Below are 21,330 nucleotides of genomic sequence, written 5' to 3'. Positions count from 1 at the left end.
GGTTAGTATCATGAATGTGCCTATTGCGGAAAACCAGCCTATCTTGAAGAATCAAGAGGTCAAACCCGAAGACTATGCCGAATTACGCAGGGCGCTGACGCTTATTTCGGGGAAATGGAAGCTTGAGATTCTGTGGCTGCTTTATCACCGGGCACATCGCTTCGGAGAATTGCTGCGGACAATTGGCGGGGTGACCCAGCACATGCTGACCCGGCAACTGCGCGAACTTGAAGCCGACGGGTTGGTGACACGCACTGTATTTGCCGAAGTGCCGCCGCGTGTTGAATATGCGATGACAGATGCCACGATTGCGCTTGAACCGGCGATCTGGGCGCTGATGCATTGGTCGCGCGAATTCGGGGGGCGCGCTCGCCCCGAAACTCCGGCGAAAAGCTGACAGTTCTCTGCCCCGCGGTGTTGGCGTGCTTCCCTGAGGAGACAAACCAACACGCGCAGGTGCAGGTATCAAAGACGAGGACGCAAGAACGCCAGAGCGCGTTCGGGCGCACCGACGATGAAGGCGTGGTCGATATCGGGACCGGCAGTCTCGACATTCCAGCCGAGTGCGCGGGCGCGGTCGTGCTGTACCGGGTCCATCACGTCCCCCAGAATGGCGAGATAATCGACAGGCTTGTCGATCGCTTCTGCGCCGTGAGTGACCGGGCTGACCATGCCGCGCAAGGGCATGTCGCTGAGATGGGCGAGTAGCCATTCCTGTCGTTCAGCCGACATCTTCATCGGCTTTTCCTTGGCACCATTGCGCTGCATTTCGTCAACGCCGGTGCCGATCGGGCCTTCGCCCGAGGCGAGCAGAGCATCAAGCCCTGCGGCATCTTCTGTCTTCATATAGCCCACTGCTTCGCCGACGCTTTTGCCGGTCAGCGGCACGATGCCGTCAAAGTAGATTACGCGGGCGATCCGGTCACCTGCGCGGGCGACGACGCCTGGTGCTACGGTCCCGGCATAGCTGAACGCGACCAGCACAACATCGCGCAAGTCTTCATACGTGAGTACGTTGACGATATCTGTCACGTGGACATCATGCGTCACATCGCGTCCGATCAGGTGCGCGCGTTCGCCAAAGCCGGTAAACGTGGGCGTAAACACTTTGTGCCCTTCGGCGCGCAGGGTGTCGGCCAGTTCAGCCCAGACCCAACCGCCCATGCCGCCGCCGTGGAGAAATACTACATTTGCCATCGTTCTGTTGTCCTTGAATATCGATGCAGCGGGCCGGCGTCAGGCGTCCTGAAGTTCGAAATTGGTGATGAAGTTTTCGGGCGGCATCGGCCCCCACAGGAACATCGAGTCCTCGGGCGCATGATTATCTGCGGGCCAGTCATGCCCTGCCGGAATGAAATCGATGTCGCAGCTGTATTCGGCATAGCTGCCCCACGGATCGGGTACGTAGTGGAAGTAGTTGGCGCCCAGCACGTGCTGGCCCATGCCCCATCCCTTTTCGAAGCCCAGGCTCGCCATATGTGATCCGCCGACGCCGACTTCCTGAATGGAACCGACATCCCAGCTGCAATGATGCATGCCCGCGCCGGTCGATCCAACCAGCGCCAGCATGTGGTGGTCGCTGCCATGAATCCCGTGCATGAATGCCACCGCATCTTCGGAACGGTCGGACAGCTTGAAGCCCAAAGTGGCTTCGTAAAATGCGATGTCGCGCAGGACATCACTGCTGAAGATTGCGAAGTGCGACAGGCGGCGTGGCTGAACGCGCGGGGCCTGGCTACGCGCGATTGCAGCGCATTCGCCGGGGCCGACCGATCTGGTCAGGAACTGTGCCTTGGTATCGGGCGAACACTTTTCCGCCTCGATCACCTGCATGGGCATGCCATCGGGATTGCGGAACCAGATGCCGCCGGCTTCACCCATGGCCGGAGTGTCGATAACTTCGATGCCGAGCCTGTCAAATTTCTGGCGGAATGCTCCAAGTTCGCCCTGGAACACGCCGAACGCGACATATTCGAGCTTTTTGCGTGCGCCACCCTGACGGATTACCGCCCAGCGATGCGGATTGCCGAAGGTGTAAAGCTCTAGGCTGTCACCTGCATCGCGCACGTCGAGACCGAATTCGCTGTAGAAAGACCGCGCCGTTTCGAGATCAGGCACGCTTAAGCAGAAATGATCCAGCGAGTGAATGGCGGGGCCGCCGGCGGGCTCGGGATTAGCCATTGTCATTGTCCTCTCGTACGTCAGATTGCGTTGGATTCGGGCGCGGCGATTTGCTGGCGGGAAAAGAAGCCGCGCACCACGCGCAGGAAATCGTCCGGGCGCTGGAACGCGGCGAAGTGTCCGCCGTGCGCCAGTTCCTGCCAGTCCACGACATTGCGGTAAGTGGCTTCGACCAGCGAACGTGGCCAGCGAAACGGCTCGCCCGCAAACCGCGCGACACCGGTCGGCACATCAACCACGGCATGGGCGTAAGCGCTGCGGAAATTGCTTTCGTGATAAAGCCGGAAGCTGGAACCGGCGGTGCCGGTGAACCAGTAGACCGACAGGTTGTCCAGCAAGTGATCAAGGCCGAATACGGATTCAAGATCGCCGCCGTGATCGGTCCATGCATAAAATTTGTCGATGATCCACGCGGCAAGGCCTGCGGGGGAATCGTTCATGGCCACTGCCAGCGTCTGCGGGCGGGTGGACTGGACGAAAGCATAGGCCGAATCGATTGCCATGTGCTGGCCAAGGCGCGCGTATTCGGCAGCCTCTTCGGCATCCAGACCTGCAACCGGGATCGCAGGGTTGTTGGGACCGCCCGGTGCCATGTTGATATGCAACGCAGCGACCCGGTCAGGGTAGTTCTGCGCCATCGCGCTGGTGACGATAGCGCCCCAATCCCCGCCTTGCAGGAAATAGCGCGAATAGCCGAGCGCTTCCATTACGGCGGCGATCATCGCGCCTGCTTTGTGCGCATTGACGCCGGGGTTCAGGGTTGGTCCGGAAAAGCCGTAGCCGGGCAGCGAAGGGACGATCACGTGAAATGCGTCGGCGGCATTCCCGCCGTGCGCTTGCGGATCGGTAAGCGGGCCGATCAGATCGAGGAATTCCACTACCGACCCCGGCCAGCCATGAACCAGCACCAGCGGACGTGCGGACGGGACAGGGGATTTGGCGTGGTAGAAATGCATTTGTTCGCCGTCGGTATTGGCGATGAATTGCGGGTAGGCGTTGAGCCGCGCGGCGAAGGCGCTGAAATCGAAGCCGTCCTGCCAATAGGCGCAAAGCCGTTTGATAAAGGCTTCGTCGATGCCAGAGCCCCAACCGCTATCCGGCAGCCAGTCGGTCCAGCGCGTGCGCGCCAACCGGCTGCGCAAGTCCGCGATGTCGTCTGCTTCGATTGCGACCTCGAAGGGCGTGATGACGGTTGCGCTCACGTCTGGTCCTTGCCGATCAGAGCGCCATGCCGCCTTCGAGGGGAATGACCGCTCCGGTGATGAAGCTGGCCGCGCGACTGGCGAGGAACGCCACCGTGCCGCCGATATCTTCGGGCGTGCCGATACGCTTGCGCGGCACCATGTTAGACATCATCTCGACAATTTCGGGCTTGTCGACCGGGGTCAACGCCGAGGGGAAGAAGCCGGGTGCGATGGCGTTGACGGTAATGTTTTCTGCCGCAAGGCGCTTGGCAAGGCCGCCCGACATGTGGTGCAGCGCAGCCTTGGCGGCCTGATACGAATAGTTTTCCTTCGGCCCGATACGCAGGCCGCCGATTGACCCGATGTTGACCACAGCGGCGTGGGATTCCGCAGAGGCCGCTGCGCGCAATTGTGGCAACAATGCCTGCGTCAGGAAGAACACGGACTTCAGATTGAGATCGACGACCTGATCCCAACCTTCCTCGGTAAAGCTGTCGAGCGGGGCATCGTACATCGTGCCGGCATTGTTCACGAGCAGGTCGAGCCGGGGTTCAAGCGCGGCAAAGGCAGCAGCGACCGCACGCCCGCCTGCAACGTTTGAAAGATCGCCCGGCAGCGCGATGCATGTGCCGCTGGCGGACAATTCAGCGGCAGTAGCCTCAAGCGTCGCGGCGGTGCGGCCGACGATGTAGGTGCGCACACCTTGCGCCACGAGCACTTGCGCGATCATCCGGCCGATGCCGCTGCCGCCGCCTGTGACCAACGCCGTCTTGCCTTCAACCGACAATAGTCCGTTCATTTCCGCTCCGCGTTCCATGCGCCCGGCTGTATCGCAGGCGCGTTTGGAAGGTTCATGCCTGCCATGGCATAACTGGCAACCTTTCTTCTGGCAGGTAGTGCGGGGCCGTTCACTTCACCTCGATGCGCACGTCGGGAAATCGGTCATAATAGAACTGGAACCGTTCGCGGATGGCGGCGGGTTCAATCCCGAAATCTTCGCGCAAGTTGTAGACAAGCTGACCGTGCTTGCCGCGTTGGTTGGCGTCGATTGCCTGCTGGAATGCATCGCGGGTCTGCTGGTCGAAGGGCACCCCTGCGCCTGCATATACCCGTTCAAGCTGGCCGAACGGATCGGCCATCAGTTCGTGAAAATAGATGTCGCAGGATTGCGCCGGATCAAGCTGGTCACGGTCACGCACGCAGGCGCGCAGCAGCCTTTCGTAACGGTCGATCCAGTAATCGGCGATGGCCTGCATATCGACGCGGGTGCGGGTCAGCCGCGCGCCATAGGCAATGCCGGTGATCGCCGACTGGATCGAGGCGACCGGATCGCGGTGATTGATGACAATGTAGGCATCGGGGAAAGCGCCGCGTACCGCCAGCAATTGCTCCATATGTTGCGGGCATTTGGTGACCCAGCGGTTCGGGCCTTTCTGCCAGCTGAGTACCTGCATCGCCTTGCGCACATAGCGCATGACAGACGTCGCATCATGCGCGAACTGGTAATCGCGCCATTCGGGGACGTGAGCGATCCATTCGAAGTAATACCCGCCGAAATCGAGGCCTTGCAGTTCGATGTCTTCGGATATGTGATCGGGCGAAAATTCGTGGATCATCTTGATATAGGGCATGACAGCGTCGGTCTGCGCCCATTCGGCAGCGCACAGATCGTAGCGCGTGTCCTTGCCATCTTTGATCCACGGTGCCGCGATAGGACGCACCGCTTCCCAATGGGGCAAAGAGCGCAGGCGCGGATCGGCGGACATCAACTGGAGCGTGTAAGTCGTGCCTGAACGCGGCAGCCCTGCGATGATCAAAGGCCGCTCAATCGGAATATCGAGAATTTCGGGATGGCGCCGTACGGTATCTTCAAGCTGGAGCCGATTGGAAGCGAGCCGCACTGCTTCGCTGAACAAGGTGCCGCGCCCGGCTGCGCTCAATTCTGTGTCGTTTTCGCCCGCGCGCATCCATACGGCGAGGCGTTCGCGGAAATCGGGTGCGCCGAAATCGGACAGGTCGGTCCCCGCTTGCGCCGTGGCCAACACCACTTCTGGGTCAAGTGTGACGGGATTCGCCTGGCTGAAGGCAAGCGCGCCTGCCTGGACTTCGGTCAGTACGGGATGGGCGAGATCGGTAATGCGGATCTTTTCGGCAACGTCGGACATGATGGCGATCCTCCCTTATGCAACCGTTCCGGCGTCAAGCGCGCGGCGGGTTTCGATGATGGCGCTTTCGAGCCAACCGAGTTCGTCGAATACACGGCCCTGCGTGCGGTCGGCCAAGGCTTCGTAAACGGCCAGTTCGGTTTCGCGTATCACGCGATCGTCGGGCGCAGCGACAACCGCCATCTCGATCAGGTGCAGCGCTTTTTCGACATCGCCAGCGGAAAGGTGTGCGCGCGATTTTTCGGCAAGTACGCCTGCCCCGCCCGCCAGCGCAACCACTTCGGGCCATACCGCGCTGGGCGGCGTGGCATAAAGTTCGCTGGTCCGTTCCTGCCGGAACCAGCCTGCATATTCTTCCCAGATCGCGCGGACATACCAGTTCACCGGTCCGCGCCCATCGCGCAGAACCAGATGCGGCGGAAGCGCGATTGTAGCCATCAGTTCGGGCAGGGTCTTGCCCTCGTTCATGCCGGCGACGGTTGTGTCATGAAGGTATTGCACCGCATCACGCAGCTTCGTGAGGTGTGCGCGCACGGCGGCTGCACCGACAATCGGATCGTCGTGCCCGGTGACCAGCATTTCAGGCCCAAGGTCGATCATCATCTGGCATTCTTCCAGCCAGAACACGATAGAGCGATCACGATCACCGCGTGCGGTATAGAAGTTTGGCGATGCGCCCATGATTGCGCCTGCCCAATTGCCAAAGAACAGCGTCTTTTCCTGCGGCATCCATACGGCGAGAGCATCGAGCGTTTCGCCAGACGGGATTGACAGCAGACGATATTCGCGGCCCGAGACGGTCATGTCATGCGCGTCGGCAAATACGGTGAGGGGTTCGGGATCGCGCGCTTCGAACCAGTACGATCCGGTATCGCCCGGCGGGATCAACGCGGCGAGAACTTTGGCATTACGCCGGGTGAAAAAGCGCCCCATAAGTTTGCGCTCTGCGCAAATCCGCTCAAATTTGCGCTGGACGATGGTTTGTACGCCTTCATCGGCAAAGAACTGCCAGCCGCCGGTGTGATCGGGGTGGCTTTGGGTGAAGACAATCTGCGAGACCTTGAGCGGACGACCGATCAACGCCTCGAAGTTTTTCCGGATCTGTTCCCCCTGCACCGCTGTACCGGTGTTGATCACCACATCGCCGTCATCGCCGGCAATGAGATAGGCATTCGATGTGGCGCGGTTCATCGCGATGTTATCGCCAATCCATTCTGCCGGACGATCAGGTTTCCACGCAATGGCGGCGATCATCGGATGGTCGAGCGTGCGAAAGCGGGTCATGCGCCTCTCCTGGCTGCGTGTATTTTTGCAGGTGGTATCACGACCACTGCAACTCCCACCTATCGTCGGGACAGGTGCCGCGTGTGGCAAGGCCGGTCAGTAGTTGCGGCGCGCCCAGACTATCGCGCTGAAGCCAAGCGGTGATCAGTCCTTCAATATATTCTATAGAATGTATAGTGCTGTTTCCGATTTTGGATTAGAGCCGTTTCCACAAGGTTCCTTCCGCATGAGTCGCCCGCCCCCATGTCGCTTTCGCTCGTCCGTTCCCAGATCCCCGTAACCCGCCGCGATGTGGTGGTTGATTCCCTGCGCGATGCCATCGTCACCGGCGCGCTGGAACCCGGAACGTTCTTGCGTGAAACCGCGCTTGCCGTGCAACTTGGGGTAAGTGCCACACCCGTACGCGAAGCGATGGCTGTCCTTCAGGCTGAGGGACTGGTCGAGATTGAAGCGCACCGCCACAAACGCGTAACCCCCATCGACCTTGCCGCGACGCGCGATTTGCTCGAAGTGCAAGCGCACCTTTGGCGGCTGGGTTATGTGCGGGGCATGCCGCATATGACGCCAGCGCAATTGCGCGAATTGCGCGCTGAAGTTGAACGCTACGCCCGCGTGATCAGTCTGGGCGAGGAATGCCGACCAGAAGGCAAACTTGAGGCGATCCGCGCAAGTCATGCGTTTCACACGACGATTATTGCAGCTGCGGCCAATAGCGAACTGTTGCGCGTAACGCTGGACCGGTTGGCGCTTGTCGCACGGTTTATTCTGCTGCACGGCACCAGTACGATCAGCCCGGCAGGCCTGCGTCTGCATCAGGCGATTTTGGCCGCCATTACCATTGGCGACCAAGAGCAGGCGCTTGCCCATTTCGATTCCCTTGCCGCCCGCATGATCGCGCTTGCCGATCATGGCGTTGCGGCGACCCCTATCACCGGAGACTGACTCATGGATTTTGAACTTCCCGAAGAATACCGCTCGTTCCGCGATATGGTGCACCGTTGGGTTGATGCAGAAGTGCCCAAGGAATGGGCCCGCAAGCTTGAAGCCGACGAACATGCCTATCCTTTTGCCTTGTGGGACAAGTTCACCGAAGCAGGCTTCCACGGCGTTGGCATTTCCGAGGAATTCGGCGGTCAGGGGGGCGATGTCCTGATGCAGATGCTGCTGGCGCGGGAACTGGCGCGTTCGCTGGGCGGCCTTGCATGGATTTGGGGCATCACGTCTTTTGCAGGATCAAAATCCATCGGGCTTTACGGGAGCGACGAGCAAAAGAAGAAGTTTCTGCCGCTGATCGCCACCGGCCAGTTGAAGGCCGCAATTGCCTTTACCGAGCCTGCGGGCGGAACGGACCTGCTCGGCGCGATGACCACCACGGCAGAGCGCGTCGACGGCGGTTGGAAAATCAATGGCGAAAAGATCTGGAGTTCATCAGCCCATGTGGCAGACTATCTGCTGGTCATCGCGCGCAGCGACAAGACTGCGGAGAAAAAGCATCAGGGACTGACCCTGTTCTGGGTGCCTACCAAGACAGCGGGCGTAAAGATTACTCCGCTGGCAAAGCTTGGCATGCGTTCAATGGGATCGTGTTCGATCCACTTCGAAGACGCCTTTGTGCCTGACGAACTGGTGTTGGGCGAGCCGCACAAAGCCTGGTACATGCTACTGCCTACGCTGAACAACGAGCGCATCATGGTTGGCGCATTCTGCCTTGGCGTAATTGACGGCGTGCTTGAAGACGCGGTTGATTACATGAAGCAGCGCAAGGCGTTTGGCGGCATCATCGGCCGGTTCCAAAGTCTGCAACACTACGTGGCCGACATTGCCACAATGCAGAAGACAACCGAACTTATGATGATGTATTGCGCCGACAAGCAAAGCCGGGGCGAGCCGGTCGGTGTCGAAGCGAACATGCTCAAGCTGATGGCTTCGGAAAATGCCAATCAGGCAGCAGACCTCGGTATCCAGATTCTGGGCGGCATGGGCTATTCTGCAGAAACCGACATGCAGCGGTATTGGCGCGATTCGCGGTTGTGGCGGATAGGGCCGATCACCAATGAAATGGTACGCAACGGCATTGCCGAGAGCCTTGGCCTGCCGCGATCGTATTGACCCTGAGCGCCCGGAAAGCTGTCTGCCTATCGGTTGACAGGTTTCGCGGGCGGAGGGACCGCACAACCCACGGTAAAGGGCCGCGCAGCCGGCCAGAGACAACCGGGGTACGATACGATGACGAAGATGAAGGCGCTGCTGCTCGAAACCACTGATGGACCCGAAGCTGTTGCGGTCAGGGAAGTGGATGTGCCCACACCTGGCCAGGGCGAAGTCCGGGTCGCGGTCAAGGCAGCTTCTGTAAACCACCGCGAACTGTTTATCGCGCACGGCCAGTATCCCGGCATGACATTGCCTTCGGTAATGGGTTGTGACGGCGCGGGCGTGGTGGACATGCTTGGTGAGGGCGTCAGCGGTGCCAGCGTGGGCGACGAAGTGGTGTTATATCCGGCCCGCCAGTGGGGCCCGCGCCGCGATACACCTGCTGCAGATTTCGGCCTGCTCGGCATGCCGTTCCCCGGCACGATTGCCGAATATATCTGCGTTCCGGCAGAAAACCTTGCACCAAAACCTGCGTTCATGACGTGGGAAGAAGCGGGCGCAATGCCGCTGACCGCGCTGACATCATGGCGCGCACTGATGTTCAAAGGACAACTTCAGCCCGGCGAAAAGGTGTTGATTTCCGGTATCGGCGGCGGCGTCGCGACATTCGGCCTGGCCTTTGCAGTCGCGCTTGGTTGCGACGTGTGGTGCACTGGCGAAAGCGAAGAAGTCCTTGAAAACGCCCGCAAGATGGGTGCGAAGGACGGGTTGCTGTTTACCGATCCCGAATGGCGCAAAAAGGTTGGCAAGATGACCGGCGGCGTCGATGTTGTGCTTGATGGTGCGCCAAGCCCCAGCTTGCCCAATTATATCCGCGCGATCAATCCGGGCGGCCGTATCGTGATCTACGGTTCAACCGCAGGCAACGAGATCAAGTTCAATGCCACCGACCTGTTCCTGAAAAGCGCCACGCTGCTCGGCAGCCAGGTGGGTGATCCCACCGACTTCCGCGAAATGCTGGCCTTTGCCGACAAGCACAAAATCAAGCCGGTGATCGAACGCACCTTCCCGCTTGCCGAAGCCCGCGAAGCACTGCTGCATTTGCGGGATGCGCATTCGTTCGGCAAGATTTCGGTGGTTATGTGATGTCCGCCGCTTTGTTTGATCTGACCGGCAAAACCGCGCTGGTTACCGGCGGCGCGCAGGGCCTTGGCCGGATGATCGCAGAAGGTCTGCTGTCTGCAGGTGCGACCGTTGCGATCACATCACGCAAGGCCGACGTGTGTGAAGCGGCGGCTGCCGAAATGGCGTCGCTGGGGCGCTGCATTGCACTGCCCGCCGATCTATCGACGCCTGAAGCGGCGGTGGAACTGGTGGGGCGCTACCGCGCTGCTGTCGGTCCGTGCCACATCCTGATCAACAATGCCGGCAAGACGTGGGGCGGAGAGATCGACACTTTTCCCGACAAGGCATGGCCGGGCGTGATGGCTGTGAATGTGCAGACACCTTTTACAATGGTGCGCGAACTGCTGCCCGAACTGTCCGCTGCAGGCACGCCTGACGATCCGGCGCGGGTGATCAACATCGGGTCGGTCGCGGGTATGAAGACCGAGCGGCTTAAGGCCTATAGCTATGCCGCATCAAAGGCTGCTGTCCATATGATGACACGCGACCTTGCCGGGGACTTGGCTGACCGCAACATCACCGTCAACGCGGTTATTCCGGGCTTCTTCCCAACCAAGATGACCGCGCACATGCGCAACGAGGACACCGTCGATCCCACACTGCTGGCGCACATTCCACTGCGCCGCCTGGGCAAGCCCGGCGACATAGCGGCGGTGATACTTTTCCTGTGCGGCAAGGGTGGTGGTTATGTCACCGGCGCGCAGATCCCGGTTGATGGGGGCGTGGTCGGCTGCGGCTGAACGCAGTCCCCTATCGGCGGGGAGGATGGAATGGATGATGCGAGCCGTAATCCATCCTTGCGAAGGATTTGGGGCTTGGCATGCAAATTAAAAAATTGGGGTCAGGGATGACGGATAGGGTTTCAGCGCAAGGTCTTTCAGAAGACTTGTCGCGCGTGCGGATCGCGGCGACGACGCTGGGCGACTTATTGCTGGGTGCGTGCGACCGCGCCCCGGACAAGGAAATGCTGGTCTTTCCCGAAGGCCGAAAAACCTATGCCGCAGTGGTTGATTCGGTGCTGCATAAGGCACGCGCGTTGATGGCTCTGGGTATTGGTCCTGGCGATCATGTCGGGGTGCTGCTGCCCTCTGGCATCGCCTTTGTCGAGACGTTGTTTGCCAATGCCATGGTCGGCGCGGTTTCGGTGTTGATGAACGCGCGCTATAAAGCGCCCGAGATGGCCTATGTGGCCGGCAACGCCGATCTTGTCGCTATCGTCACAGACGATACGCAGACCCAGCATGTCGACTTTACGACCCGCCTTGGCGAAGCTTTCGGCGATCTGGCCGAACAGGGCGATCCTGCTGCGCTGGGACTGGCATCCGCGCCTGCTTTGCGCCGGATCGTTGTGCTGCGCGCCAGTGACGGCTCAGGTTCGGGCAAACTTGCACAGGGCTTTCTGGGTCAGGCCGCGTTCGATGCCGCCGCTGCAACGGTGCCTGTGGCCAATGTCCACCGTCGCCGCCTTTGCGTGCGGCTGCGCGACACCGCGATGATCCTTTACACGTCCGGCACATCGGCCAATCCCAAGGGCTGTCTGCTTAGCCACGAAGCCATTGTGCGCGAAACGATCAACCTTACTGCTAACCGCTGGGCATTCACGCCTGACGAGCGCGCGTGGTCGCCAATGCCGCTATTCCATATCGCCGCAATGCTGGCGATGCTCGGCGCGGTCAATGTCGCAGGCACCTTCATCGGCCAGCCGCACTTTGATCCGGGTGAAAGTCTGCGCCAGATCGAGGCGGAGAAAGTGACAATGATGTTCTTGCCATTCGTCACTTTCCATCAGGCGATGATCGCGCATCCCGATTGGCAAAAAACCGATATGTCATCGGTCCGCCTGCAGAATTCGTGCTTTGCATTCATGCCCGCCAGCGTCGGTCAGGCTTACCGCGACAAGGCACCGGACATGCGGCAGGTTGGCACGTTCGGAATGACCGAAGCGAGCGGCATCGTGACCACCGGCGGCTATGACATGGACCCTGAAATGGGCTTCACGCGGCTTGGCACCCCTTTGTTGGGGGTGGAAGTCCGCATAATCGATAACGCTGGTAACGATGTGCCGATTGGTGAGCGTGGCGAAGTGTTGATCCGTGGCTACAACTTGTTCGACGGCTATTACAAGGACCCGGACAAGACGGCCGAGGCGATTGATGCAGAGGGCTGGTATCATTCGGGCGATATCGGGTCGCTCGACGATGCAGGGCACTTGATGTTCCATGGCCGGTTCAAGGATATGCTCAAGGTCGGCGGTGAGAACGTGGCTGCGGCAGAAGTGGAAGCCGTGCTGGCAGCGCACCCGCTGGTGCGGTTGGCGCAAGTGGTGGGCCTGCCCGATGCGCGCCTTGCGGAAATCCCGGCGGCATTTGTTGAAACCGACGGGCCGATCACATCCTCGCCCGAAGACTTTGCCGCCGAATTGATTGCATTTGTCGGTACGCGCATTGCATCGTTCAAAGTGCCGCGGCACATCCGCCTGATTGACGAATGGCCGATGTCGGCATCAAAGATCCAGAAGTTTAAACTGCGGCAGCAATTGATCGCCGAACTTGGTATCGAAGAATAAGGAACAGGCCCATGCGCTTCATCATAACCGGGGCAGCCAGCGGCATTGGCCGGGCCTGCGCCGAACTGCTGGCCGATGGCAGCGCCATTCCCGGCGATCACCAGTTGCTGCTGGCCGACCGTGATGCTGCAAACCTTGCGGTTGTCGCAGATGCCATCGGTGCGCGCGCAGCGACCGTCGTTGTCGATTTGTCCGAACTGGATTGCGGGACACGTATTGTCGATGCCGCGATTGCGCACATGGGCGGGATCGACGCAGTGATATCGAACGCCGGGATTATCATGGGCGGCGCGCTGGTCGATCTGGCACCCGAACAGTTTGATTTGATCTATTCGATCAACACGCGCGCCACCTGGCTGATCGGCAAGGCGGCGCACCCGTACTTGCGCGAAAGCCACGGCGCGTTCATCGCCACGGCATCAATGTCTGCCACGCAACCTACGCCTGCGTTGGGGTTTTATTCATCAAGCAAGGCTGCGCTGCTGATGCTGATGCGCCAGCTTTCGATTGAATGGGGGCCTGATCGCATCCGCTGCAACACCGTATCGCCGGGGCCAACCTACACCCCGATGACCAAGGCGGGATATGATGACGAGACGCGCCGGAAGCAGCGCGAATCTTCGATTCCGCTGGGCAAGCTTGGAACGGCTGAGGACGTTGCCCGCGCGATCCTGTTCTTGTGCTCACCGCAGGCCGGGCATATCAATGGTATCGATGTGCTGGTCGATGGCGGCATGTCGAATATGCTGATGCCTGCTACCGGAAGTGGCACAGGTCAGGCGAAGTAGCCGCCCGCGTCTTTGCGGCACAAAAAAGGCCCCGCACAAATGTTTGTGCGGGGCCTTTTTTGTGTGTTGATCAAAAGCCGGATCAGGCCGGTTCAATGACCTTGTTTTCGATTGCGCCGATGCCATCGACTTCGCAGCGGATCACATCGCCGACTTTCAGGAACACAGGTGGTTCCATGCCTGCTGCCACGCCTTCAGGGGTGCCAGTGGCGATAAGGTCACCCGGTAGCAGGGTGAACGCCGTCGACAGGTGCGAAATCTGCGACCACACATTCGTGATCATGTTGCCGGTGTTGTTCGATTGACGCAATTCGCCGTTCACATAGCAGCGCAGATCGAGGGCGTGCGGATCGGGAACTTCATCGGCGGTGATGATCCATGGACCCATCGGGCCATGTGTGTCGAATGACTTGCCCATTGTCATCGTCGGTGACTGGAACTGCCAATCGCGCGCCGATACATCGTTTACGACGAAATAGCCGAAAACATAGTCTTTGGCATTTTCCACACTGACCTTCTTGGCCGATTTTCCGATGACAACGCCAAGTTCGACTTCGTAATCGAGCTTTTCGGTTACGCCCGGATCAATCGCGTCGAAAGGCCCGGAAATGCAGGTCGTCTGCTTGTTGAACCAGATCTGGTTTGCAACTCGGGCGATGCCCAGACGGTCGGCTTCTTCAAGATGTTTGGCATAGTTCATGCCGATTGCCATGAACTTGCTTGGACGTTCGATCGGGGCAAGCAGTTTGGCATCTTTCAGCGCCACGGCATCTGTGCCGGTTTCAAGCTGAGCGCGTGCAGCGGCCAGCGCCGCGTCACCGCCTTCGATGATTGCATGCATCGTGGGATATTTGTCTGCGATTGGCGCAAGCGAAACGATCGCCTCCCCGCGGACCAGGCCAAGGCGGGGGGTGCCGCCATCATCGTATCGAACGAACCGCATCAAAGACTCCTCAAGCAAACAGGTGTTATCCGCTTCTAAATGCAGACAAGCCAGCCCCGCCACCTTTCTTTAGATGGGTTTATGCAAGAGTGCTGCCGAAATCGCCGGTTTAGCGCACCCTGAGGACAAATGGCTAAAGATCGCGGCATGCCTGTTCAAAGGCAAGGCGCGGGTTTCGTGGAAACAGCAGGTCATCAGTGCCGTAACCGATGTTGCACAGGAAGTTTGCCTTCCAGCGCCCATCCGGAAAAAATTCGGCCTCAAGCGTATCCTTGTTGAAGCCCGACATTGGCCCTGCATCAAGACCCAATGCCCGCGCCGCAAGCATGAGATAAGCCCCGGCGAGGGTCGAACTGCGTGTGGCGGTATCGGCAATAACGGCTTCCTTGCCTGCGAATGTTTCAGAAAAGTCGCGGGACGGGAAAAGCTGCGGCATAAATTCATAAAACCGCGTGTCATAGGCCACGATTACGCAACATGGTGCGGCCATCGTTTTATCAACGTTTCCAGCGCTCAGATGCGGGCGCAAGCGTTCGCGCGCGGCGGCGCTGCGGATAAAAACAAAGCGGCCCGGATGGGAATTGGCGGTGGTGGGCCCTGTGGATACCAACGCGTAGAGCTGCCGCACGGTCACATCGTCAACCGCGCGGTCAGACCAGCTGTTAAAGGTCCGCGCCTGCGTGAAAAGCTGGTCGAGCGCGGTTTCTGCAAGCGGCTTTTTGTCCATCGTATCCCCATTATCAATCAGGCGGTCACCGACTGGCCGCCTTGCGCCATTGACGTGACCTGTCGCGCGGAGGGGGCCAGATAAGCATCAGGCCCCCTCCGCCGGAAGGTTACCTGCGCCGTTGTGCGCATATTTTCTTTGAAAGATGACAGGCGCGCAAAGCCGCCTTCATGCGAGGAGCGCCATGAACGGACCTGTGAAACTCATTTCACTGCTGCGGCCAGATCGTGCAGTTGAAGCGTGGAAAGATTTTGTGGCAGCGCAGGCAAAGGCATCTCTTCGCGGACTTCAGCGGCTTGTCTTCAACGAAGTGTTGCCGATAAACGTGCGCACGGGCACACCAGACCAGCCAACTTTCGCTGCTGTGGTTGAAGCTTGGTTTGCCGATAAATCCGGCGCTGACGCGCTGGCCGCAAGGATCAGAGCGCAGGGCGATGCAGTGCAGTTAAGCGTAGATGCGCTTCTGATCCACGACAGAGGCAGCCGCCCCCTGCCCCACAAGATCATGGTGACGTTGAAGGGCCTTGCGCACTTGTCTCGGCAACAAGTCCAGGCGCACTGGCGTGGACGCCATGTTGAAATCGGCATGGTTGAACACAACGCGGGCGATTTCCTGCAGCTTTATTACCAGAACCACGTGATTGCCACCGACCAGCCACCAGGGTCGGCAACCGATTATGACGGGATGCCTGAATTCTGGGTCGATCCGGCCGACCTTGCGTTGATCGGTCAGGACGCGCCGGTGATGCGCGCCATTGCCGAGGACGAAGCGCTCTTTGCCGACAAGGCGGCGATCACGACGATGATGGTAACCGAGCACGAGTTGTTTGTGGCGCCGGGCATGCCTGGTGGCTGGCCGGTTGGCTGACGCAATGAGCGATGATCAATCTGAACCGCGCCCGCGCAGCTCGCGTGATCCACAGGCCACGATCCGCAAGATCCTGGCGGCTGCACGCGAAGAATTTGGTGCAAATGGTTTCGATGGCACAAAAGTTGAACACATCGCGCGCCGCGCCAAAGTTAGCAAACAGATCGTTTACTTCTATTTCAAGGGCAAGGACGAGCTGTATTGGGAGCTTCTCAAAGACATCTCGATAAAAACAAACGAACGCCTTTTGCAGATACCGCTGGGCGATCTGGCACCCGATGCTGCCATCCGCGCGTATGTGGAAGAAGTTTATGATATCTATGCCGAAGACCCCGTGCTCGGCATGGTGTCGCTTGACCAAAGCATGCACGGCGGTGCGCAATTGCGGTCGATCCACGAAATCCGGCAACTGCAAAAGACCTTGGCTGACCGTCTTGCCGAAGTGGTGCGGCGTGGTCAGGCAGCAGGGGTGTTCCACGCAGATATCGACAGCAACCGGATCGAATTCATGACCGTGATCATCACGGTAGGGTGCCTGTCATCCACGCAAATGCTCGAACGCTATTCAGGGCGGAAGTGGCAGCGCAACGCGGACGAGACGCGCGCCTTTGCGCTTGATTTCATCATGCGCGCATTGCGGAAATGACAAGGTAGCAGAACGCTGCGCGGTGGGTTTCATCATGGATCATGGGCGCCCTATCGTCAGGCAGGAGAGCATATGTATCAACCGGCCCAAGCACGACTTGGGTCCAAGACCCGAAGTTTCCATCACTCTCGGAGTATTTTCAGCAATGCCGACGCTTATCGTCACCACGCGCGATGGTTCTGAACAGAGCATCGATGCCGGCACCAATGTTTCGGTCATGGAAATCATCCGTGATGCAGGCGCTGATGAATTGTTGGCGCTGTGCGGCGGGTGCTGTTCATGCGCAACCTGCCATGTCTATGTTGATGGACCTTTGGCCAGCCAACTTCCCGAAGTTTCGGCGGACGAAAACGACTTGCTCGACAGTTCGGACCACCGCCAGGCCAATTCGCGCCTGTCATGCCAGATCAATTTTACCGCAGAGCTTGACGGCCTGCGCGTGACCATCGCTCCGGAAGACTAAGGCAGGGACCGGGTGGCGCGGCAAAGTTGCGCCACCTGCCTGCTTTGCAGCAATCTACCGGACTGACCGTCAAGCAAGTCCACCTGCACAACAATCCCGATGATGATACGGCTTGCACCTTGGCTGCAGGACAAGACGGGGAAGAGGCAGGATGGATCAAAATACGCTCGGGACCATGTATGCCGAAGTCGAAAGCGAATTTCGCCGCACGGCCTATCCCGAACATTTCCCTGCCTTGCCCGATCTTGCAGCGGCGCGCTATTTCGATCCTGAATTTTACCGGCTCGAAATGGAGCACGTATTCCGCAAAAGCTGGCTTTGCGTAGGCCATACAAGCCAGTTGCCGCAGTCCGGATCCTACCGCCTGTTTGAACAGTTCGATCAATCGATCATTCTCAGCCGTGGCAGCGATGACCGCATAAGGGCTTTCAAGAACACCTGCCGCCATCGCGGCGCGGCGCTGGTGACCCAGCCCGAAGGTGTGGCCAAGCGGTTCATCTGCCCCTACCATGCCTGGGGCTATTCATCGCAAGGAGACCTGCAATCTGTTCCTGAAGCGCACAATTTTGCGTGCCTCAACAAGGCTGACAAGGCGCTGCATCAGGTCCGTTGCGACACGTGGCGCGGTTTCATCTTTATCAATCTTGATGAAAACGCCGGACCTCTTGCCGATTTCCTGAAGCCCCTGAATGCAGAGATTGCCGACTTTCCGATTGACGACATGGTGGTCAAAGCCGTCCTTGATGTAGAGATTGATTGCAACTGGAAGACCGCGTTCGATAATTTCCTTGAAATCTATCACGTCAACACGGTCCACGCGAAAACGCTGTCACCCTATCTTGAATCAAAGAGCTTTACGGTATCGCTGTTTGAAGGCGGTCATGCGCGCTTCGTCACGCGCAAGCGCGGCGGCCAGTCCTTCTTCTCGGCGGGTCATGATGATGCGGCGCCCGATGATTTTACAACACGGTTCAAGGATCACGTCTTTGCCCTGCCTTGCTTTCCCAACAGCTTTACCGCGCTTGATCCGGTTGGCTTCAATTGGCAGACGTTTTGGCCCAAAGGTCCGGACAAGATGGTCATGTCAAACATGTTCATCGGCTGGAAGCGCGATGACGAGGACGACGCCAAGTTCTGGGAAGGGATGCTGCAGAACCAGCAGACCGTTCTTGCCGAAGACATCGGCCTCTTCCCGACCATCCAGCGTTCCTACCAACAGGGAGACATCACACAGGTTGTGTTGAGCTTCCAGGAACAGTTCATCCAGTGGTACAACGAGGAAATCGATCGCAGGATCGGGCCGGACAATATTCCGCATCCGCTGCGCGTCACCCCGGTGCTGGCCCCGCATGTGAAGCGTTAGAAACGCCGGGTCAATCAGGCGCGCTGAAGCAGTACGCGCAAATCTTGTTCCCGTCTGGATCGAACAAGTACGCGCCAAAGGCGTGTTTTACAGCACCACGCGGCCCCGGAGCGCCAGCATCGGTCCCGCCCGCGCCAAGTCCAGCAGCGTGGAAGGCGCGGACCGCGTCCCGCGTTGGAGCCTTGAAGCTGACCGTGCCACCATTTGCGGCAACTGCTGGCGCGCCATCGAGAGGGCGCAGGATCAGCAGTTCTGCCACCTTGCGGCCATAACCGATCCCCTGGTCGAGAAAGCCGCCCACGTTGTTGATTCCCAAAGGTGCCAATGCAGCGTCGTAAAACGCTTCTGCACGGGCAATATCGTTGCTGCCAAGGCAGACATGCGTGAAGATGCCTATTTTACGCGCTCCTCGTAATCGCGCACGATCCGGTCCAGCGTGGGCCGGTAATCGCCCAGCCCGGGCGGCAGCGAAATGGCATTCCCGTCCTGATCCACCCCGGCGTTGGCCAGAATATTGCGCCGGACCAGCATCACCGCAGCGCCGATCACCGCCTGATTGGTCTCGACGTAAAGGTCTGCTGCGTCCTCGCGCGAAAGACCCCGGTTTTCCAGCATGGTCATGATGTTGACGGCGTAAGCCACTTCCTGGTCAGACTTTTCGCCACCGATCAGGTTGCCGATCATCTCGGGCTTGGACTTGAACATTTCGAAGCACAGTGCGGCATGGCCGCGCAAGACTTCCTGCCAAGTGCCGCCGTACGTATCGGCCAGGGCGCGGGTTGCCATCCGTTCGGCGACCAGTTCCAGCAGATGATCGCGGCCCCGCACATAACCGTATAATGTGGCTACGCCGGTATTCAGCCGTTCTGCCACAAAGCACATTTCCAGCCGGTCTATGCCCACTGCGCAGGCAGCATCGACAATCGCATCGAGCGTCAGCCGACGCGGTCGGCCGACAGACCGCTTCGCTGCGCATGGCAGTTTAGGGGTTTCGGATTTTTCCGGACGGGTTTCAGCGTGACCGCTGACCAACGCTTCTAGTGGTTCCATTCCATCTCCGGGTACGCACGCGTCTTTCGCGCCTTTTTCAAGAGACTGGACCCGATAGGTCGTACGCGCAAGCGCGACTTCTGACGCGTTGTTGACGCTGCATCAAGTTATTTCCGAATCAGTATCGACAATTCGTTCAACCTTGCTTATTTGGCAAAGATAGCGGGGCACCCCGTTACCTTTTGCATTGAAACATTGGTGACAAACATGAAAATTCAATCCGTGTTCGCGCTGGCTCTTGGCCTTGTCGCACTCCCCGCAATGGCCCAGACCGCTGCTCCTGTTGCGGCCGCTGCTGCAACGTCCGCGCCTGAAATCAAAAGCGGTGATATGGTATTTTCGGCTGAAGGCCGTCGAATCGGCCGGGTTGACCGCGTGCGCGGTAATGCTGTTGTTGTCATCCGCGACATGAAAATGATTTCGATCCCGCTCGCCACGCTCAGCGCTGGCGAACGCGGCTTGGTCAGCACACTGACCAACAAGGAAATCAGCCGCCTCTGATTGTTTTCAGCGCCGGTTCGGTAACCGGTCGGTGTTGAACCTTTTTGAAGCCTCAAAAAAAGCGTCGCCGGATAATCTGTCCGGCGGCGCTTTTTGTGCTTTGTGACAGGTTCAGACTTTGAGCAATTCGCCCGCAATCTGGGCGTGGATTGCAGTAGGATCGTTGCCCGCATGGGCACGGGCGGCAGACAAATCCAGCCACACTTGGGTTAATGGTCCATTGCGCTGGATGCCGCGTGCGCCAAGCAACAGCATCATTTCATCCACCAGCACCACAAGCTTGCGCAAATTGCTTGTCAGTTGACCGCGATAAAGCAGCGCTTCATCCAGTGGCAACGCTGTATCCCGCGCTACATGGTCAGCAAGCTTTGCAAAGTTGTCGTTCAATTGGCGTTCGACCGTATCAATTTCAACGCGGGTTCTTCCGATTGCCGAAAGGAACCGGGGGTTTTCGCGCGCTGGCGGTGCTCCCATCGACCCTTGCCGGTCGCGCGTGACCGCGGCAAATGTGGCGAGTGCTCCGCGCGCCGCACCGACTCCAAGATTGGAAATCGACGAAGCGAAAACATATAGCCACGGCAGGCGATACAACGCTGGCAGGCCGGACGAGGCCGGCAACGGCATGATGCCAGCGTCAGGCACGTAAGTGCGATAGGCTGGCACAAATGCGTTGTTGATCACCAGATCGTTGCTGCCGGTGGCGCGCAATCCGAACGTATCCCACACCCGGTCGATTTCAAGGTCGCTCATCGGCACAAGGAACAGCCGCATCTGCGGCTCTGGGCGCGCGTCATCAGGCGGCACCATTCCGCCAACAATCGCCCATTGCGCGTGGCTGCTTCCGCTGGAGAAACCATAGCGCCCGCTGATACGATAGCCGCCTTCGACAGGCGTAACGCGCCCTGTCGGCATGAAGGATGAGCAGACCAGTGCATCGGGATTGTTTGCCCAGACATCTGATTGCGCGAGCGAATCCATGCGCCCGAGCATGAATGACTGCACACAAAGCACGCCGTAAATCCATGCCGTAGATACGCAGACTTGCGCAAACACGTTCTGGATGGCGTATGTATCGCGCGGGTCCAGTTCCAAGCCGCCCCAACGCTTTGGCTGAAAGGCGCGGAAAAGACCCGCCTTTTTGATTGCCGCGATGGTTTCGGGAAGAACATCGGCATTGGCATTGGCCTCGGCACACGCCGCTTTGACCAAGGGCAACATACCTCGCGCGGCTTCGATCAAGGATTGCGGGTTGATCTGTTCGCTTGTCACATTGACGCTTGCCACCGGCAACTCCTTTAAAACACACCGCAAACTCTATACGTCGC

23 protein-coding genes are annotated in these 21,330 nt (G+C 59.1%); 12 read left to right on the top strand and 11 right to left on the bottom strand.

Translation table 11 applies throughout. The annotated features are described in order from the left end of the window. The first annotated feature begins 43 nt into the window (after positions 1 to 43). The gene (locus B7Y89_RS02370) at positions 44 to 397 is read left to right on the top strand and encodes a helix-turn-helix domain-containing protein (RefSeq protein WP_292935386.1); all 354 of its coding nucleotides are present in this window, start codon (positions 44 to 46) and stop codon (positions 395 to 397) included. 68 nt (positions 398 to 465) lie between these two features. Here the strand turns inward: B7Y89_RS02370 and B7Y89_RS02365 are convergent, their stop codons facing one another. The 6 genes from B7Y89_RS02365 to B7Y89_RS02340 all read right to left on the bottom strand — a co-directional run bounded on the left by B7Y89_RS02365 (position 466) and on the right by B7Y89_RS02340 (position 6,814). Continuing rightward, the gene (locus B7Y89_RS02365) at positions 466 to 1,197 is read right to left on the bottom strand and encodes an alpha/beta hydrolase (protein WP_292935384.1); all 732 of its coding nucleotides are present in this window, start codon (positions 1,195 to 1,197) and stop codon (positions 466 to 468) included. A gap of 39 nt (positions 1,198 to 1,236) precedes the next feature. Beyond that, on the bottom strand, positions 1,237 to 2,181 hold the full coding sequence (locus B7Y89_RS02360) for a VOC family protein (RefSeq protein ID WP_292935382.1): 945 nt from the start codon (positions 2,179 to 2,181) through the stop codon (positions 1,237 to 1,239). Positions 2,182 to 2,201: 20 nt separating this feature from the next. Continuing rightward, positions 2,202 to 3,383, bottom strand: coding sequence for an epoxide hydrolase family protein (locus tag B7Y89_RS02355; RefSeq protein ID WP_292935380.1), 1,182 nt, complete (start codon positions 3,381 to 3,383; stop codon positions 2,202 to 2,204). A gap of 16 nt (positions 3,384 to 3,399) precedes the next feature. Continuing rightward, positions 3,400 to 4,164, bottom strand: coding sequence for an SDR family oxidoreductase (locus tag B7Y89_RS02350; RefSeq protein WP_292935379.1), 765 nt, complete (start codon positions 4,162 to 4,164; stop codon positions 3,400 to 3,402). 109 nt (positions 4,165 to 4,273) lie between these two features. Further along, a complete protein-coding gene (locus B7Y89_RS02345; protein ID WP_292935377.1) occupies positions 4,274 to 5,530 on the bottom strand; it encodes a sulfotransferase in 1,257 nt (418 codons plus the stop codon). Between the two features lie 15 nt (positions 5,531 to 5,545). Then, positions 5,546 to 6,814, bottom strand: coding sequence for an alkyl sulfatase dimerization domain-containing protein (locus tag B7Y89_RS02340; RefSeq protein ID WP_292935375.1), 1,269 nt, complete (start codon positions 6,812 to 6,814; stop codon positions 5,546 to 5,548). A gap of 243 nt (positions 6,815 to 7,057) precedes the next feature. On the opposite strand from B7Y89_RS02340, the gene B7Y89_RS02335 reads away from it, so the two are divergent. From B7Y89_RS02335 to B7Y89_RS02310, 6 genes are all read left to right on the top strand, one after another. Beyond that, the gene (locus B7Y89_RS02335; RefSeq protein ID WP_292935373.1) at positions 7,058 to 7,756 is read left to right on the top strand and encodes a GntR family transcriptional regulator; all 699 of its coding nucleotides are present in this window, start codon (positions 7,058 to 7,060) and stop codon (positions 7,754 to 7,756) included. 3 nt (positions 7,757 to 7,759) lie between these two features. Continuing rightward, positions 7,760 to 8,923 (top strand): acyl-CoA dehydrogenase family protein, encoded by a 1,164-nt coding sequence (locus B7Y89_RS02330; RefSeq protein WP_292935371.1) that lies wholly within the window; start codon positions 7,760 to 7,762, stop codon positions 8,921 to 8,923. A gap of 117 nt (positions 8,924 to 9,040) precedes the next feature. Next, on the top strand, positions 9,041 to 10,051 hold the full coding sequence (locus B7Y89_RS02325) for a zinc-binding dehydrogenase (protein ID WP_292935369.1): 1,011 nt from the start codon (positions 9,041 to 9,043) through the stop codon (positions 10,049 to 10,051). Next, a complete protein-coding gene (locus tag B7Y89_RS02320) occupies positions 10,051 to 10,830 on the top strand; it encodes an SDR family oxidoreductase (protein ID WP_292935367.1) in 780 nt (259 codons plus the stop codon). The genes B7Y89_RS02325 and B7Y89_RS02320 overlap by 1 nt, the downstream gene beginning before the upstream one ends. Before the next feature lie 107 nt (positions 10,831 to 10,937). Then, the gene (locus tag B7Y89_RS02315) at positions 10,938 to 12,656 is read left to right on the top strand and encodes a class I adenylate-forming enzyme family protein (protein ID WP_292935365.1); all 1,719 of its coding nucleotides are present in this window, start codon (positions 10,938 to 10,940) and stop codon (positions 12,654 to 12,656) included. A gap of 11 nt (positions 12,657 to 12,667) precedes the next feature. After that, the gene (locus B7Y89_RS02310) at positions 12,668 to 13,444 is read left to right on the top strand and encodes an SDR family oxidoreductase (RefSeq protein WP_292935363.1); all 777 of its coding nucleotides are present in this window, start codon (positions 12,668 to 12,670) and stop codon (positions 13,442 to 13,444) included. Positions 13,445 to 13,526: 82 nt separating this feature from the next. On the opposite strand, the gene B7Y89_RS02305 is transcribed toward B7Y89_RS02310, so the two are convergent. Then, positions 13,527 to 14,387, bottom strand: a complete 861-nt coding sequence (locus tag B7Y89_RS02305) for a fumarylacetoacetate hydrolase family protein (RefSeq protein WP_292935361.1) — start codon at positions 14,385 to 14,387, stop codon at positions 13,527 to 13,529. Between the two features lie 133 nt (positions 14,388 to 14,520). After that, the gene (locus B7Y89_RS02300; protein WP_292935359.1) at positions 14,521 to 15,114 is read right to left on the bottom strand and encodes a malonic semialdehyde reductase; all 594 of its coding nucleotides are present in this window, start codon (positions 15,112 to 15,114) and stop codon (positions 14,521 to 14,523) included. A 184-nt stretch (positions 15,115 to 15,298) separates the two neighbouring features. Between B7Y89_RS02300 and B7Y89_RS02295 the strand changes: the two genes are divergently transcribed. From B7Y89_RS02295 to B7Y89_RS02280, 4 genes are all read left to right on the top strand, one after another. Beyond that, positions 15,299 to 15,982, top strand: a complete 684-nt coding sequence (locus B7Y89_RS02295) for an EthD family reductase (RefSeq protein ID WP_292935357.1) — start codon at positions 15,299 to 15,301, stop codon at positions 15,980 to 15,982. A gap of 4 nt (positions 15,983 to 15,986) precedes the next feature. After that, a complete protein-coding gene (locus tag B7Y89_RS02290) occupies positions 15,987 to 16,628 on the top strand; it encodes a TetR/AcrR family transcriptional regulator (protein ID WP_292935355.1) in 642 nt (213 codons plus the stop codon). A 145-nt stretch (positions 16,629 to 16,773) separates the two neighbouring features. Next, entirely contained in the window at positions 16,774 to 17,091 is a 318-nt protein-coding gene (locus B7Y89_RS02285) for a 2Fe-2S iron-sulfur cluster-binding protein (RefSeq protein ID WP_292935353.1), read from the top strand. 151 nt (positions 17,092 to 17,242) lie between these two features. Beyond that, complete coding sequence (locus tag B7Y89_RS02280) at positions 17,243 to 18,454, top strand: aromatic ring-hydroxylating dioxygenase subunit alpha (RefSeq protein ID WP_292935351.1); 1,212 nt, start codon at positions 17,243 to 17,245, stop codon at positions 18,452 to 18,454. A gap of 10 nt (positions 18,455 to 18,464) precedes the next feature. Here the strand turns inward: B7Y89_RS02280 and B7Y89_RS02275 are convergent, their stop codons facing one another. Together B7Y89_RS02275 and B7Y89_RS02270 are read right to left on the bottom strand one after the other, a co-directional pair. After that, on the bottom strand, positions 18,465 to 18,851 hold the full coding sequence (locus B7Y89_RS02275) for a VOC family protein (RefSeq protein ID WP_292935571.1): 387 nt from the start codon (positions 18,849 to 18,851) through the stop codon (positions 18,465 to 18,467). Then, positions 18,848 to 19,504 carry a hypothetical protein gene (locus B7Y89_RS02270; protein WP_292935349.1) on the bottom strand — a complete coding sequence of 219 codons (657 nt, stop codon included), beginning with the start codon at positions 19,502 to 19,504 and terminating at the stop codon, positions 18,848 to 18,850. Before B7Y89_RS02270 ends, B7Y89_RS02275 begins: the two co-directional genes overlap by 4 nt. 207 nt (positions 19,505 to 19,711) lie before the next feature. On the opposite strand from B7Y89_RS02270, the gene B7Y89_RS02265 reads away from it, so the two are divergent. After that, positions 19,712 to 20,005, top strand: a complete 294-nt coding sequence (locus tag B7Y89_RS02265) for a hypothetical protein (protein ID WP_292935347.1) — start codon at positions 19,712 to 19,714, stop codon at positions 20,003 to 20,005. 111 nt (positions 20,006 to 20,116) lie between these two features. Here the strand turns inward: B7Y89_RS02265 and B7Y89_RS02260 are convergent, their stop codons facing one another. After that, positions 20,117 to 21,289, bottom strand: coding sequence for a flavin-dependent monooxygenase (locus tag B7Y89_RS02260; protein WP_292935345.1), 1,173 nt, complete (start codon positions 21,287 to 21,289; stop codon positions 20,117 to 20,119). Positions 21,290 to 21,330: the final 41 nt, after the last annotated feature.

Origin of the sequence: Novosphingobium sp. 32-60-15, from assembly GCF_002280675.1 — a bacterium.
In the GTDB taxonomy this organism is placed as follows: Bacteria; Pseudomonadota; Alphaproteobacteria; order Sphingomonadales; family Sphingomonadaceae; genus Novosphingobium.
The sequence above is the reverse complement of the archived record's forward strand: the minus strand, read 5'-3'. Positions and strand labels throughout refer to the sequence as shown.